The sequence below is a fragment of the Myxococcus hansupus genome, from assembly GCF_000280925.3.
Taxonomy (GTDB): Bacteria; Myxococcota; Myxococcia; order Myxococcales; family Myxococcaceae; genus Myxococcus; species Myxococcus hansupus.
Window position 1 is genome coordinate 2,432,395 of record NZ_CP012109.1, and the last position, 13,858, is coordinate 2,446,252.

Consider the following 13,858-nt stretch of genomic DNA (forward strand, 5'->3'; position numbering starts at 1 on the left):
GAGGACGCCATGATGAAGCACTTCTCGTTGATTAGCCGGCGCTCGTTCCTGGAGGGCCTGAACCTGTCGGTGGGCGGGCTCGCGCTGGGTGTCTTCTCCGGCGGCGCCGCGGTGGCGGCCGCGGGCGCTCCCTCCACGAAGCCCGCTCCGGGGCTGAACCCGAATGTGTTCGTCCACGTGGCGCCGGATGGCGAGGTCACCATCGTCTGCGCCCGGTCGGAGATGGGGCAGGGCGTTCGCAGCTCGCTGCCGGTGCTCGTCGCGGACGAGATGGGCGCGGACATGGCGCGCGTGAAGGTGGTCCAGGCCGTGGGCGACAAGGTCTACGGCGACCAGAACACGGACGGCTCCAGCAGCGTGCGCGGCGTGTATGACGACATCCGCCGCATGGGCGCCACCGCGCGGGAGATGCTGGTGGCCGCCGCCGCCCGCCGCTGGAAGGTGAAGCCGGACGCATGCGAGGCCCGGGACCACGCCGTCTTCCTCCGGGGGAGCGAGCGTTCGCTGGGCTTCGGGGCGCTGGTGGCGGACGCGTCCAAGCGGGCCGTTCCCAAGGAGTCCACCGTCAAGCTGCGGCCCAAGAACGAGCTGCGCATGGCGGGCCGGCCGATGCCGCTGCTGGACGGCCCGGCCTACGTGACGGGCACCGCGGTGTTCGGCGCGGACATCCGGTTGCCGGGCATGCTCATCGCCGTGGTGGCGCGGCCCCCCGTGGTGGGCGGCAAGGTCGTTCGGTTTGATGCCACCCGTGCGCTCGCCGTCCCCGGCGTGAAGAAGGTCCTCGAGCTGCCCGCGCCGAAGCCGCCCTACACGTTCCAGTTCTGGGGCGGTGTCGCGGTGCTCGCGGACAACACCTGGGCGGCGATGCGCGGGCGCGAGGCGTTGGACATCACGTGGGATGACGGCCCGAACGCCTCCTACGACTCCACCACGTACCGCGAGCAGTTGACGGCTTCGATTCGCGCGCCCGGGACGGTGGCGCGCAACGTGGGTGACGTCGACGCGGCGCTGGCGTCCGCGGCCCGCGTCGTCGAATCCGAGTACCACGTCCCACACCAGTCCCACGTGCCCATGGAGCCGCCCGTGGCCCTGGCCCGCGTGGAGAACGGCCTGTGCGAGGTGTGGGCGCCCACGCAGCATCCGCAGGCCGCGCGCAGCGTGGCGGCGGCGACGTCCGGGCTCCCCGAGGACAAGGTCACCGTCAACGTGACGTTCCTGGGCGGCGGCTTCGGCCGCAAGTCCAAGGCGGACTTCATCGCCGAGGTGGTGTGGCTCGCGAAGGAGACCGGCGTTCCGGTGCGCGTGCAGTGGACGCGCGAGGACGACGTCCGTCACGACTACTACCACTCCGTCAGCGCGCAGCAGCTCACCGCGGGCCTGGATGCCTCGGGCAAGGTCATCGCGTGGCGGCACCGCACGGCGTTCCCACCCATCGCCTCCACGTTCGGCCAGGCGACGCGGCCCAGTCCGTCGGACCTCCAGCAGGGCGTGCTCGACCTGGCGCTCTCGGTGCCCAACGTCCGCGCGGAGACCTGCGAGGCGCCGCCCCACGTGCGCATTGGCTGGCTTCGCTCCGTCTACAACATCTTCCACGCCTTCTCGGTGAACTCGTTCGTGGACGAGCTGGCGCACCTGCGGGGCACGGACTCGCGCGACATGCTCCTGGAGGTGCTCGGGCCGCCGCGCGTGGCCACGCTCCAGGAGTTGGGCATCTCCGCGCTCCGGAACTACGGCGCGTCGGTGGAGGACCACCCCGTGGACGCGGGGCGCCTGAGGGGCGTCATCGAGCGCGTCACGGCGAACGCCGGTTGGGACGCGCGGAAGCAGCATGGCCGGGCGCTCGGGCTCGCGGCGCACCGCAGCTTCCTCAGCTACGTGGCCGTGGTGGCGTCGGTGGTGAAGGACGACAAGGGCCGGATTCGCGTCGACGAGGCGTGGATTACGGTGGACGCCGGCACCATCCTCAATCCGGAGCGCGTGCGCTCGCAGATGGAGGGCTCCATCATCTTCGGCATGAGCATCGCGCTGCACGGCGCCGTCACCATGAAGGGCGGCGTGACGGAGCAGTCGAACTTCCGCGACCTCAAGCTGGTCCGCATCGGCGAGGCGCCCCGGAAGATTCACGTGGACATCGTCCCCAGCGAGCTGCCGTCCGGCGGCGTGGGTGAGCCGGGAGTGCCGCCGGTGGCGCCAGCCATCGCGAACGCCGTCTTCGCGCTGACGGGGACGCGCATCCGCGAGCTGCCCATCTCCCGCACCTTCTCTGTCTGAGCCGTGCTGGGGCCTCGTCTCGAGGCCCGCTTCCGGTGCCCGCCTGACGTCGCGGGCACCGGCGTGGCGCGTCAGATTTCGTGCCAGGTCTGCTCGTAGACGACGACCTTGAACGACCTCGGGAAGAGGATGACGAACAGGGAGCGCTTGTTGTCGCCGTTGGGGCCCGTGGAGAACTCACGGTAGTAGCGCTTCACCTGAACGTTCTCCGTGCCATTGCCGTAGGTGGCGAGGATGGCCGGGTGCAGCGGGGTGAACATCGAGAACATGAGGGATTCGAAGCCCGCGTAGGTCAGCGTCTCCGGGGTCGGGTAGCTCCGGTAGCCGCGGTACTGGCCCCGGGCCAGGATGGCGGCGGCCGCCGCGTCCAACGTCGTCTCCCCGGAGTAGGGCCACGCGAAGTCGAACGCCGTCAGGTACCCGATGGCGTCCTCGCGCACGGAGTTGCCCGCGTCCAGCACGGACTGGAGGTTCGCGGTGATGGGGCTCTGCACCAGCGCGGAGATGTAGTTCGCCGGCGCGGACGGCGGGTTGGACAGACACGTGCCGCCCATGCAATCCACCGCCAGCCGGAACTGCTTGCCCGCGGGGTTCGCGAAGCCAACGACGGCCAGGTACTCGCCGCCGTGGGGGAAGGTCATCAGGCCAATCTTGCTGAGCTGGCCGTAGCCGGCGTCGTCATCCTGGGCCAGCACGGCGGTGCCGTAGCTGCCGTTGGCGTCCTTGGGACCGTACAGGAACAGGCCCGTGTCCAGGTACATGGAGCTGCCCAGGTGGGTGATCTCGAACTTGAGCTGCGCGCCCGCCTGCACCTGGACGCGGTAGCCGTAGTAGTGGCTGGACACGGTGGGCGCACCCTCCTGCAGGGCGCTTCCCACCGCGATGTCGCCCATGCGCATCAGGCTGTCCGCGATGTTGCCGCTGGGCGGCACGGGAGGCGCGGCCACGAGGGACTGCGCGCTCTCGCGGACGACGTCCTCGGCAGCAGCTTCTTCGGGGGCTCCGCCGCAGGCGCTCAGCAGGCCCACCGGCATCATCCACAACAACGCTGCCTTCAAGCTCCGACGCATCGTGACATCCTCGTGTGAGTGGCGGAGGCCGGACGCATTCGCGAGGGCCTCCACTCTGGGTGTGGGCGCCCATATGCCACGGAGTTACGTTGAATTCATGTAAACTCAGTGTTGGTGGGTATTCTGTGCCCCTGTCAGCACAGCAACATCCCGCCAATCTATTGGCAGGTGTGATGACAGGTGGGCGGAGCGCCTGTATCCAGGGTGCATGATGCAGAGCACTCCAGGCGGTGTGGACGCCCGCGGCTTTCGGGATGCGATGGCCCGTTGGGCCAGCGGCGTGGCCGTGGTGGCGGTCCGGGACGCGGAAGGGCTGCGCGCGACGACGGTGAGCTCCTTCAGTTCACTTTCCCTGGAGCCGCCGTTGGTGGTGGTGGCGCTCTCCCAGGCCTCGCGGACCTTGACGCGGGTGGAGGCCGCGGGCGGCTTCACGCTCAGCGTCCTGTCCTCCGCCCAACGTTCCATCTCCGTGAAATGCGCCCGAGGCGAACTGGATGCGCATCTCTTCGATGATGACGCCTTCGTGCGGGACAGTCTGATGGGGCTGTCCTGCGTGGTGCATGGCCTCCATCGTCACGGTGACCACACGCTCATTGTCGGCCGCGTCACACGCCTTCATGAGGGACGTCCGCAAGAGCCCCTTCTTTATTGGGAGCGCGGATATCGAACCGTGACCTCGTTGCTTCCGTCTGATACCGATTGCGCCTGACTCTCACTCCGAAAGGAAACGACCATGCCGTTCACGCTGCCTGAACTGCCGTACAAGAAGGACGCGCTCCAGCCGCACATGAGCGCGGAGACGCTTGAGTTCCACCACGACAAGCACCACGCCGCCTACGTCAACAACCTGAACAAGCTCCTGGATGGCAAGGCGGAGGCGAACAAGTCGCTGGAGGAGATCATCCTCAGCAGCGACGGTGGCGTCTTCAACAACGCCGCGCAGGTGTGGAACCACACCTTCTTCTGGAACTGCATGAAGCCGGCTGGCGGCGGCAAGCCGACGGGTGAGCTCGCGGCGGCCATCGACCGTGACTTCGGCTCCTTCGACAAGTTCAAGGAGGAGTTCTCCACCGCAGCGGCCACGCAGTTCGGCTCGGGCTGGGCCTGGCTGGTGCTGGAGGGTGGCAAGCTCAAGGTCACCAAGACGGGCAACGCCGACCTGCCGATGAAGCACGGCCAGAAGGCCCTGCTGACCATCGATGTGTGGGAGCACGCCTATTACATCGACTACCGCAACTTGCGCCCCAAGTTCATCGAGACGTTCCTGACGCACCTCGTGAACTGGGACTTCGTGGCCCAGAACCTCAAGGGCTAGGTCCCTTCGGTCGCCCACGCACGGCGGTACTCGCTGGCCTGGGCGGCCTCGGCAATCATCCGAGGCCGCTCAACTCGATTCGCCCCTCCACCCCCACGCCGAGCTTCACCTGGGGGGGAGTGCTGGAAGATTGAGCCGCCAGCCACTGCGAAAGGGGCGCCACCACGTGTTGCTCCACGGCACGCTTGAGTGGCCTTGCCCCGTAGCGAGCGTCGAAGCCGACGCGCGCCAGATGCTCCACCACGTCCTCCCCGAACGTCACCGTCACCCCTCGGCGGCGGAGCCCCTCGCGAGCGAGGGCGGCTTCCAGCGTGCGCCGGGCGAGTGACGCGATGACGTCCGGCGTGAGCGCGCGGTAGGGCACCACCCGGTCCAACCGGTTCAGCAGCTCGGGCCGGAAGAAGGCCGCCGCGGCGCCCAGGTAGTGCGCCTCACGCTCCCGGACGCCGGGCTCTCCAAATCCCAGCGAGCGCCCGGCGCTGTCCGCGCCCAGATTGCTCGTGAGCAAGACGACGGTGTTGCGGAAGCTGACGGTGCGGCCCGTGGCGTCGGTGAGGCGGCCTTCGCCCATGACCTGCAACAGCAGGTCATGGACGCCCGGGTCCGCCTTCTCGACTTCGTCCAGCAGCACCACGCCAAAGGGCTGCTCGCGGACGCGCCGTGTCAGGCTGCCCTGTTGGCCTCCGGCGTCCCCCACCAGGCGCGCGGCGCTGCCTGGCGCGGCGTACTCCGCCATGTCGAAGCGCGCCAGCCGGGCCACGTCGCCGAACAGGTACTCGGCCAGCGCGAGCGCCGACTCCGTCTTGCCCACGCCCGTGGGACCCAGCAGCAGGAAGGCCCCCAACGGACGCGCGGGGTCCGCGAGGCCCGTCTTCAAGGTGACGACCAGGTTGCGCAGCAGGAGGGTGGCTTCGTCCTGGCCCACCACGCGCTCCCGGAAGCGGCGCAGCAGCGCGTCCGGGTCCAGGCGGATGGCCGTGTCCACCAGCTCGCGCGGGTACCCGGTCCGGGTGCAGAAGGCGCGCGTCACCGAGGCGGCGTCCACCTCACCTGCGGTACAGGGCTCCGTGCTGGCGGCGCGCAGCAGGGACACCGCGCCGCCGGGCGAGGGCCCCGCGCCGAAGCGCTCCGTGAGTTCGTCAGCGCGGTCCAGTGCCTCCGGCATGAAGCGCACCTTGCGCGCGCGGCCCACCCGGTGCGAGGCCTGCTGCAGCGCGGTGCGGGCCGAATGCGGTGAGAGGGGCGCCACGGCGATGTGCCGGAGCGCTTGCAGGAACGCCGCGTGGGTCCGCTCCGCGCGGGCCACGTCCTCCGGCGTCGCCTCCAGGATGAGGGAGACCTCGCCGCTCTCCAGCGCGGGCAGCAGTTGCCGCGCCACATCCAAGCCCGTGTCACCGCCGCCCAGCGAGAGCAGCTCCGACAGGCTGTCCAGGTGCAGCACGGCCCGGCGGATTCGCAGGGCCTCCACCATCTGCTTCACGCGCTCCTGCCACTGCCCCAGGTAGCGCATGCCCGCCATGATGCGGTTGCCGGAGGAGCTGTAGACCTCCATCCCGAGAAGGGGCGAGCCCTTCGTGGCCGCCTCCGCGCGCTGAACGAGTTCATGGACCAGGGCCGTCTTGCCCACGGACGACGGGCCCACCAGGAGCACGCTGGCGCGGGTGCGCGAGGTGACGGCCTCCGCGAGCCGGGACACCTCTGTGTCTCGCTCCCATGCGCGCTCCAGCAGGCCCGCGCGGGCTTCCTCGTTGAGGCACCGGCTGGCTTCCGCGAGGCCCGGTGGTGGCGCCTGGCGCCGCTGCGGCTTCACCGAATCACCAGCGCGGGCGCGCGGCGTGTCCCGGAAGCGGACCGGCACCGACAGGGTCTCCACCTGCTCCTCGCCCACGTAGGCCAGCGCCCTCAGCCGGTCGAGCGGCGCGAGGTAGAGCTCGTGACGGACCAACTCCTCGACGTAGGGCTCCAGGTCCGCCTCGTCGTACAGCGTCCCCTGGACATCCACGCGCGGTACCCACACCCGCAGGGACCGGTGACCTGAAGCTTCCTTGCGGGGCGCGCGGGATTTCGCCCCGTGCGTCAGCACGGTGAGCCGCAAGGGGACCGACAGCATCTTCCCGTGTTCGAGCGCGCGCACGGTCAGCGTCGTCCTCCGCTGACGCAAATCGCTCCAGTGCGTCTCTTCGTCCCAGAGTTCTCCTCGCTTGAGGAGCCGGCCCACCACCGCCGCGATGTCGAGCCGCGCGGCGTTCAGCGTCGGCGCGAAGGACGCCAGGTGTGGATGGGTGAGGACATGCGCCGCCACGCCCAGTCCGGGATAGGTGCGCACGAAGAGGTGGACGTTCTTTTCCATGTCAGTCGTGTCCCTGGGTGGGCTTCCGGAGCACCCGCGCGGCCCAGGCGTGCGCCTCCACGGGCCGGCGCCCGCTCGCCACATGCGTGAGCTCGGTCGAGTTGTGAGGGCGCCCGGTGGTGACTCCGCCAGGGCCCCGCAGGATGACGTGGCTGTTCGCGGCCACTGACGCGGTGCCGCTCCTTCGTCCTTCGCGTTCGGCGGCGCGCTCGGCATCCCACGCCTTCACCACGCGGGGCACGTCTTCCAGGCCTTGTACGTCCTCGGGCAGATGCTCCACCCGGACCAGGACTTGTCGCGGCCCATCGCCCTGGACGAGGTCCACCAGTGCATAGCCCCGCAGGGGCGCGAGCACCTCGCGCAGCCCGACGGCCGACATCCGCACGGTGACACGCCGCAGCTCCAGGTCGTCGGCCCGCTCGTCTCCATGGCGGAACCACTCGGTGCGCCCATCGGCGTGGACGGCCTCCAGGTACATCGCCGTCTCCGCGAGGGCGAAGGGAAGGGAGTTGGTCACGGTCCACACCGCGGAGGGCGTGGCGTCTCCGAGCCCCTCCACCAGCACCGTCACGGCGTCCGTTCCCCGTGCCACGTGCTCGAGCTGATGTTCGACCCAGGCGGCTTCGTCGCGGAGGGCCAGCACCCGGGGGCGTGCGCGCCGGAGCTGCTCCTCGTTCGAGATGGGCAGCGGACGCTCTTCATAGACAGTCCGCTGACGCAGGCCCAGGTGGCCCACCTGGTTCGAGTAGGAGGTAATCACTTGCTTCACGGTGGACTCGGGCGCCCGCGCTTCCTGGTAGTCACGTGGTGCCAGTTCGTACTCGCGAATGTCCGTGGCCTCGAGCGCGAGCAGGCGCAGTCGCTCCTCCAACTCCCGGGCCTCGGACGAGCCCTCCGCGGACAGCAACGCCGCCAGCCGCGCGCCGGTCTCCTCGAGCAGGCTGGAGACCTCCGCCAGTGTCCAGGACGAGGCCGGCCGCTCCGGTGTCCACGCTGGCGCGTTGGCCAACAACTCCACCGACACCCGCATGTCGTCGCCGTTCCGCAGCAACTCCACGCGCGCGAGGTCGTCCGCGCTCCGCCGTATCAGGTGATGGGCCAGGGGCAGGGTGAGGCGCTTCTCCAGTGCGCGCTTGAGCGGACGTGCTCCGTAGCGCGGGTCGTAGGCCTCCTCCACCAGCAGGTCCAGCAGTCGCGGCTCCACTTCCACCAGCACGTTGCCCTGGCGGATGCCATGGCGCGACAGCAAGGCTTCGAGCGCATGGTCCACCACCACACGCAGCGCGGCGGGAGTCAGCGGACGGAAGGGCACGACGCGGTCCAGCCGGTTGAAGAACTCCGGACGGAAGTATGCGCGCACGGCGGAGAGGTAGTGCGCCTCCGCGCTGTCCGCGGTGCGGTGGAAGCCGGTGTGGCTGGCGGCTTCCCGCACGCCCAGGTTGCTCGTGAGCACGACGACGGACTGCCGTGCGTCCACCGTGCGCCCCGCGCCGTCCGTCAGCCGCCCCTCACCGAGGAACTGGAGGAGGGCGTCGAACACGCGGGGATGCGCCTTCTCCACCTCGTCGAACAGCACCACGCAGAAGGGCTGCGTGCGCAGCGCGGTGGTCAGCTCGCCGTCGGGAGCGCCGGGGCGTCCGAGCAGTCGGGTGATGCTGGAGGCCGTGACGAACTCCGACATGTCGAAACGGATGAGCCGCTGCTCGCCGCCGAAGAGCGTCCGCGCGAGCGCCTTGGCCGTCTCCGTCTTCCCCACGCCCGTGGGACCCACGAAGAGGTAGGTGGCCAGGGGCTTGTCGGACGGCTGGAGCGCGGACTGCAACGTGAGGATGGCGTCCACCACGGCTTCGACGGCTTCGGGCTGTCCCGCCACCTGCCGCTGCATCTCCCACGTCAGGGCCTCGCGCGTCTTCGGTTGGGCGCTGCCCAGGACGAAGTCCGGAAGGCCGGTCTGCTCCCTCATCGCGTCGATGACGTCTCCGTTGGAGAAGCGCCGGGCCCCATCGGTGCAGACGCCTTGTCGGGCCATGACCCGGCGCAGCAGACGGACCGCCTTGCCCGGGAAGGCTTCGTGCGACACGAAGCGCTCCTGCAGGGAGAGCAGCGTCTCCAGCGCCAGCGGCGAGAGCCGGAGGGAGGTGCCCGTGCTCTCGGCCTCCAGTTCACGCACGGTGCCGAGGAGCGCGGGCAGCGTGGCGCGCGCGTCCATGGCGGGGACGTGGATGACCCGGAAGAGCGAGGCGAGGGTGGGGGCTTCTTCCCGGACGCGCTCGAAACGCTCGGGCGTGGACTCGGCGAGCACCGTGAGCTCACCGCGGGCCATGTGCGGCTCCAGGAATTGCGCGACGTTGGTGCGCTCGTTGCGCGTGCGGCCCGCGTAGACGAGTGAGGCGAGGTCGTCCACGTAGAGCAGGTCGCCGACCTCCATCAGCTCCTTCACCACGCCCCGGGCACGGGCCTCCCACTGGCCCACGTACATCATGCCCGCGATGAACTGGTTGCCGTCCACGCGCCACACGTCCCGGCGCGAACCCGCGGCATCCTGCCGGGCGGTGAGCCGGCTCACCGCTTCGTGAATCAGGGCCGTCTTCCCCGCGCCGGGCGGTCCCACCAGCACCAGCGCGGAGCCTTCGCGGCCCTCGAGCGCCTCCACCAACTCGCGCACCAGGGCCTCCCGGCCAAAGCAACGCTCCAGCGAGCCGTCCCGGGCGCCGTGGCTCAGGTTGCGCGCCACCGCCCGCAGCTCCACCACGGACAGGCGGCGGCGGTTGCGACGCTGTTCCCGCTGCTCCGGCGTCTCGGGCGCGGTGTCCTCATTCGCCGCGCTCTGGGGCCGACGGCGCCGCGCCGACACCGCCGGCCGTGGCGGGGTGCGCGGAAGCACGGTGGGGGCATAGGCATCCACCTCGAGCAGCTCCAGCCGCTCCCGGCCTTGCGCCCAGTGCGCGTCCAGCGAGTCCAGGCCGTGTTCCAGGCACCACGCCACCAGCCGCCGCGCGAGCGCCTGGGGCAGGTCCGCGGGCTGGCTTAACGCGAAGCGCGCCGCGGGGAGCCGCGTGGGCGTGACGACCCAGAAGGTGTCACGGGGCCACTTCTCCAGCAGCACCGTCATGGTTCCCTGGAGGATGACGCGGCGGTTCTTCTCCCGGTCCCGGCCCTCCGTGTCGACAGGGACGTGCTTCAGGGCGAAGTGGGGTGGCAGTTGGTACTGCGCCACCTGAGTCGGGGACTCACGTTCGAAGCGCTCCATGACGGCAAGCGCGAGTTCATCCCGCAACAAGGACAGGCTGGAGCCCACCTTGTGAAGGGCAGGGAAGAAGGCGGGCACCCAGGCCTCGACGAGCCGGCCGCCGCGCGGGGCCACCACGAAGGGAAGCTTCAGGTCCATGTCGTCAGTCCTCGTCCAGGCTGTTGAAGACGTGCCACTGCATCCAGGGTTCCTGCAGGGGCTCCAGGTCAGGGCCCTCCGGACCGAAGCGCTGCTGCACGCCGGTGCGAAGGTCCGTCAACGTCCCCTGGCCAGAGCCAGTGCCCGACAGGCGCACCTGACGGACCTCGTTCCTGGGCAGCAGCTTCTGCAACGTGTCTCGCGAGGAGAGGTCGAGCAGCGAGCGGGGGCGCGGCTCGAAGTACGCATGCACCATCGAAATCTGACTGCCTTCGATGAATCGATGCAGGCCGTGCTCGCCAGCGAGCTGCAAGGCGTGGGGGCCGCCCTTGACTTGCAACGCGTAGGCGACGGGTTGGACGACGAGCTTGTCGAGGTCCTCGTCGTTGGCCCACCGCCACTGGGGCGGCGGGGGCGTGCGCTGGGCCTTCTCGCCAGGCTTGCGCTCGGGCGTGGCGAGCAGGCCCCGGCGCATCTCCAGGGAGGCCTTCTGCACCCACGCCTCACAGGCGGCGGCGAGCGTGCGCACCTGCTTCCACGCGCCACGTCCCGGCACCAGATAGAGGGTTACCCCTTGAGACGGCGGGAAGCGGGAGGAATAGATGCGCTGCCGGATGCGCGCGAAGGCCGCCTTGACCTGGCGAACCTCGCGGCCCAGCGACTCCGCCTGCTCCACGGTCCTGGACAGGTGGGCCTCGAAGAGCAGGTCCTCGATGGCCTCCGCTTGCTGGGAGCACTCCCGAAGCGTCTTGTCGAGCTCTCTCGCCTCCGCCGACTTGCGCGAGCTGTCTTCGGCCAGGGAGCGCTCCGCCCAGTACGCGGAGTTGCGGGAGACCTTGTCGAAGACGGCCAGGACGCGGCGAAGGGCGCTCATGGGCGGGGAGTGGCTCCACCGCTGGACCTCCGCCCGCACGGTGGCTGCTTCTTCGAGAATCTGTTCGAGACTCTCCCGGCCCGCGCTCTCCGCGGCGCCACCCAGGGCTTCGGCGCGCAGCTCGAGCCCGCTCGCGCCGGCGTCCACCGTGAGGCTCGCCGGCCCCGTGCGGCGATGGGCCGCGAGCCAGCCCGCCACGGGCACCACCAGCTCGCGCTCCAGGGCCCGCTTCAGGGGACGGGCGCCATAGCGGGCGTCGAAGCCGCGCAGGGCCAGCCAGTCCTGCGCGGCGGGGGTGACGTCCAGCACGGCGTCATGGAGTGAAAGACCGGGGCGCCGGCACACGGCTTCGAGTTCGCGCACCACCAGCCGGCGCAGCAGCGGGGCGGCCAGCGGCGAGAAGACGACCACGTCGTCCAGGCGGTTGAACAGCTCCGGCCGGAAGAAGCGCTGCACCTCGGAGAGGTAGTGCGTGCGCAAGGCCGCCATGTCGGGGGCACCGCCCGTCGCATCGAAGCCCACGCGGGCGCGCAGGGTGTCCGCGCCCAGGTTGCTGGTGAGGATGATGAGCGCGTTGCGGAAGTCCGTGAAGCGCCCGGAGGCGTCGGTGAGGCGGCCTTCGCCCAGCACCCCCAGCAGCGCGTCGTGAACGGCCGGGTGGGCCTTCTCCACCTCGTCGAGCAGCACCACGCAGAACGGTTGCCGGCGCACCTCCGAGGTGAGGTAGCCCGGCGACTCACCATCTCCCATCAAGCGCAGCAGGGCGTCCGGACCGGCGTACTCTCCCATGTCCAGGCGGACCATGCGCTCCTTCGCACCGAAGAGCAGCTCCGCCAGCGCCTTGGACAGCTCCGTCTTGCCCACGCCCGTGGGACCCACGAAGAGCAACACCCCCAGCGGGCGGCGCGTGTCGGACATGCCGGCCTTGAGGACCGACACCACCGAAGCCGCGCGCTCCACGGCGGCGTCCTGGCCCAGCACGCGGGCGCTGAGGAAGGCGCGCACGTTCGCGGACTCCAGCGGCTGGTCGTCCCGGAGCAGGTGCTCGGGGATGCCGGATTCGGAGGCGAACTGGTGAATGGCCTCCAGCCGGGTGACCGAGGTGCGCGAGTCCTGCGCGCACGACGCCAGCAGCCGGCGCACGAAGGCCACGGTGTTGCCCACCTGGGCGCCGTAGGGGAGGAAGCGACGGCAGAGGAACCGCGCTTCTTCGAGTGCCTCGGGCTGCACGCGCATCGCCGTGGCGGAGGCGTCGTCTTCGGCCACCTTGGCGACGATGCGTCCGAGCGCGTCCGGCGTGGGCTCCGCGATGCGGACCACTGAAAAGAGCCGCGCGAAGCTGGTGTTTCGACGCTCCACCTGGGCCCAGGTCTCCTCCGTGGCCTCGGCCACGACGGCCACGTCGCGCGCGGCGAGGAGCGGCAGCAGCAACTGCGCCACGTTCTGCTCGCTGTGGGCGCTCTTGCCCGCGTCCAGCAGCTCCACGGCGTGTCCCAGGGAGAGCAGGGCGCGGGCCTCGGTGGCCTCGCGGAAGGCGCGCAGCACCTGCTGCTGCCAGTCTCCGAAGAACCCGTCGCCCGCGATGAGCCGGCTGCCGTCGAGGAAGTAGAACGGGCGGGCTCGCTCGGCTTCGGTGGCGGTGGGGGCTCGCAGCGACTGGGCGAGCGCGTGGAGCAACGACGTCTTGCCCACACCCGAGGGGCCCACCAGCACCACGGGCTCGGCATCCTTGGCCGCGAAGCGCGTGCGGAGCAGGTCGACCAGCGCCTCCTGCTCGTAGGCCGCGTCGAGCTGTCCTTCCTGCGCGAGCCGGTGCCAGGCCACGCCGATGCTGTCCAGGGTGGGTGTGGGCGGCGGCTTCGCGGGCTGCTCACCCGGGCCGCGGTGCGCGGTGCGGCGGCGCGGCTCCCAGCTATCCAGGTCCAGCGCCTCCGCGTCTTCGCCCGCGTCGTCATCCCGCGAGTCGGCCTCCGCGTCCGCGGGGGCTTCCGGCGGGCGCGGCGGCAGGCGGATGTCCCGGTGCAGTTCGCGAGGTGTCAGGTCCGCGAGGGCGAGCGGCTTGGCCCGCACTTCGATTTCCAACAGGGACTCGGCGCCATCCGGACGCAGCGCCAGCCGTTGCGCGTCGGACATCCCCACCAGACGGTCGCCCAGCAGCTCCTGGACCTCCGCGGGAAGTGTCTTGCTCTGGAACCAATGGTGGCTGTCGAGGCGCGGCGCGTGGAGTCCCAGGAAGGCATTGAGCGTGGGGGCCACCACGGTGGACAGCGTCAGGGGCGCGAAGTGGTTCTCCTCGGCGCCCCAGACGGGAAGGGCGGGCAGCTCCACTGTTTCGAGCGTTCCCCCGGCGGGGGCGATGAACTCCGGCACGCGACGCGGGTGGATGCGGGAGAGCTGGTCATCCAGCGCGAGCGTCAGCTCCTCGGTGGCGGCCTCCAGCGAGTCCGCGTGCACCGCCAGGCGGCGCAGCGCCAGCGGCGTGAGCGTCACCCGGCCGCTGACGTGCTTCTGTAGCCAGCATTGAAAACGGAAGTTCATGGTCGAGGGCTCGGGTGGAAACGGTGCCGTGCGTGACGGCAGGAGCCCTCGG

At 70.4% G+C, this 13,858-nt stretch carries 7 protein-coding genes; 3 read left to right on the top strand and 4 right to left on the bottom strand.

The genetic code is table 11. From position 1 onward, the window contains the following. Positions 1 to 9: 9 nt before the first annotated feature. Entirely contained in the window at positions 10 to 2,271 is a 2,262-nt protein-coding gene (locus A176_RS09940) for a xanthine dehydrogenase family protein molybdopterin-binding subunit (protein ID WP_002639837.1), read from the top strand. A 71-nt stretch (positions 2,272 to 2,342) separates the two neighbouring features. Here A176_RS09940 and A176_RS09945 read toward each other — a convergent pair whose 3' ends face one another. After that, entirely contained in the window at positions 2,343 to 3,341 is a 999-nt protein-coding gene (locus tag A176_RS09945) for a hypothetical protein (protein ID WP_002639838.1), read from the bottom strand. Positions 3,342 to 3,549: 208 nt separating this feature from the next. Between A176_RS09945 and A176_RS09950 the strand changes: the two genes are divergently transcribed. Together A176_RS09950 and A176_RS09955 are read left to right on the top strand one after the other, a co-directional pair. Continuing rightward, positions 3,550 to 4,050, top strand: coding sequence for a flavin reductase family protein (locus tag A176_RS09950; RefSeq protein ID WP_044890881.1), 501 nt, complete (start codon positions 3,550 to 3,552; stop codon positions 4,048 to 4,050). 24 nt (positions 4,051 to 4,074) lie between these two features. Further along, positions 4,075 to 4,656, top strand: coding sequence for a superoxide dismutase (locus A176_RS09955; RefSeq protein ID WP_002639840.1), 582 nt, complete (start codon positions 4,075 to 4,077; stop codon positions 4,654 to 4,656). 55 nt (positions 4,657 to 4,711) lie between these two features. On the opposite strand, the gene A176_RS09960 is transcribed toward A176_RS09955, so the two are convergent. Genes A176_RS09960 through A176_RS09970 form a run of 3 tightly spaced genes read right to left on the bottom strand, consistent with a single transcriptional unit; the run spans position 4,712 to position 13,806 of the window. Further along, entirely contained in the window at positions 4,712 to 7,006 is a 2,295-nt protein-coding gene (locus A176_RS09960) for an AAA family ATPase (protein ID WP_002639841.1), read from the bottom strand. A gap of 1 nt (position 7,007) precedes the next feature. After that, complete coding sequence (locus tag A176_RS09965) at positions 7,008 to 10,394, bottom strand: AAA family ATPase (RefSeq protein WP_002639842.1); 3,387 nt, start codon at positions 10,392 to 10,394, stop codon at positions 7,008 to 7,010. A 4-nt stretch (positions 10,395 to 10,398) separates the two neighbouring features. Then, entirely contained in the window at positions 10,399 to 13,806 is a 3,408-nt protein-coding gene (locus A176_RS09970; protein ID WP_002639843.1) for an AAA family ATPase, read from the bottom strand. Positions 13,807 to 13,858: the final 52 nt, after the last annotated feature.

Coding starts and splice junctions, on each gene's coding strand:
- A176_RS09940 (WP_002639837.1), top strand. CDS start 10: ATGATGAAGCACTTCTCGTTGATTAGCCGGCGCTCGTTCCTGGAGGGC.
- A176_RS09945 (WP_002639838.1), bottom strand. CDS start 3,341: ATGCGTCGGAGCTTGAAGGCAGCGTTGTTGTGGATGATGCCGGTGGGC.
- A176_RS09950 (WP_044890881.1), top strand. CDS start 3,550: ATGATGCAGAGCACTCCAGGCGGTGTGGACGCCCGCGGCTTTCGGGAT.
- A176_RS09955 (WP_002639840.1), top strand. CDS start 4,075: ATGCCGTTCACGCTGCCTGAACTGCCGTACAAGAAGGACGCGCTCCAG.
- A176_RS09960 (WP_002639841.1), bottom strand. CDS start 7,006: ATGGAAAAGAACGTCCACCTCTTCGTGCGCACCTATCCCGGACTGGGC.
- A176_RS09965 (WP_002639842.1), bottom strand. CDS start 10,394: ATGGACCTGAAGCTTCCCTTCGTGGTGGCCCCGCGCGGCGGCCGGCTC.
- A176_RS09970 (WP_002639843.1), bottom strand. CDS start 13,806: ATGAACTTCCGTTTTCAATGCTGGCTACAGAAGCACGTCAGCGGCCGG.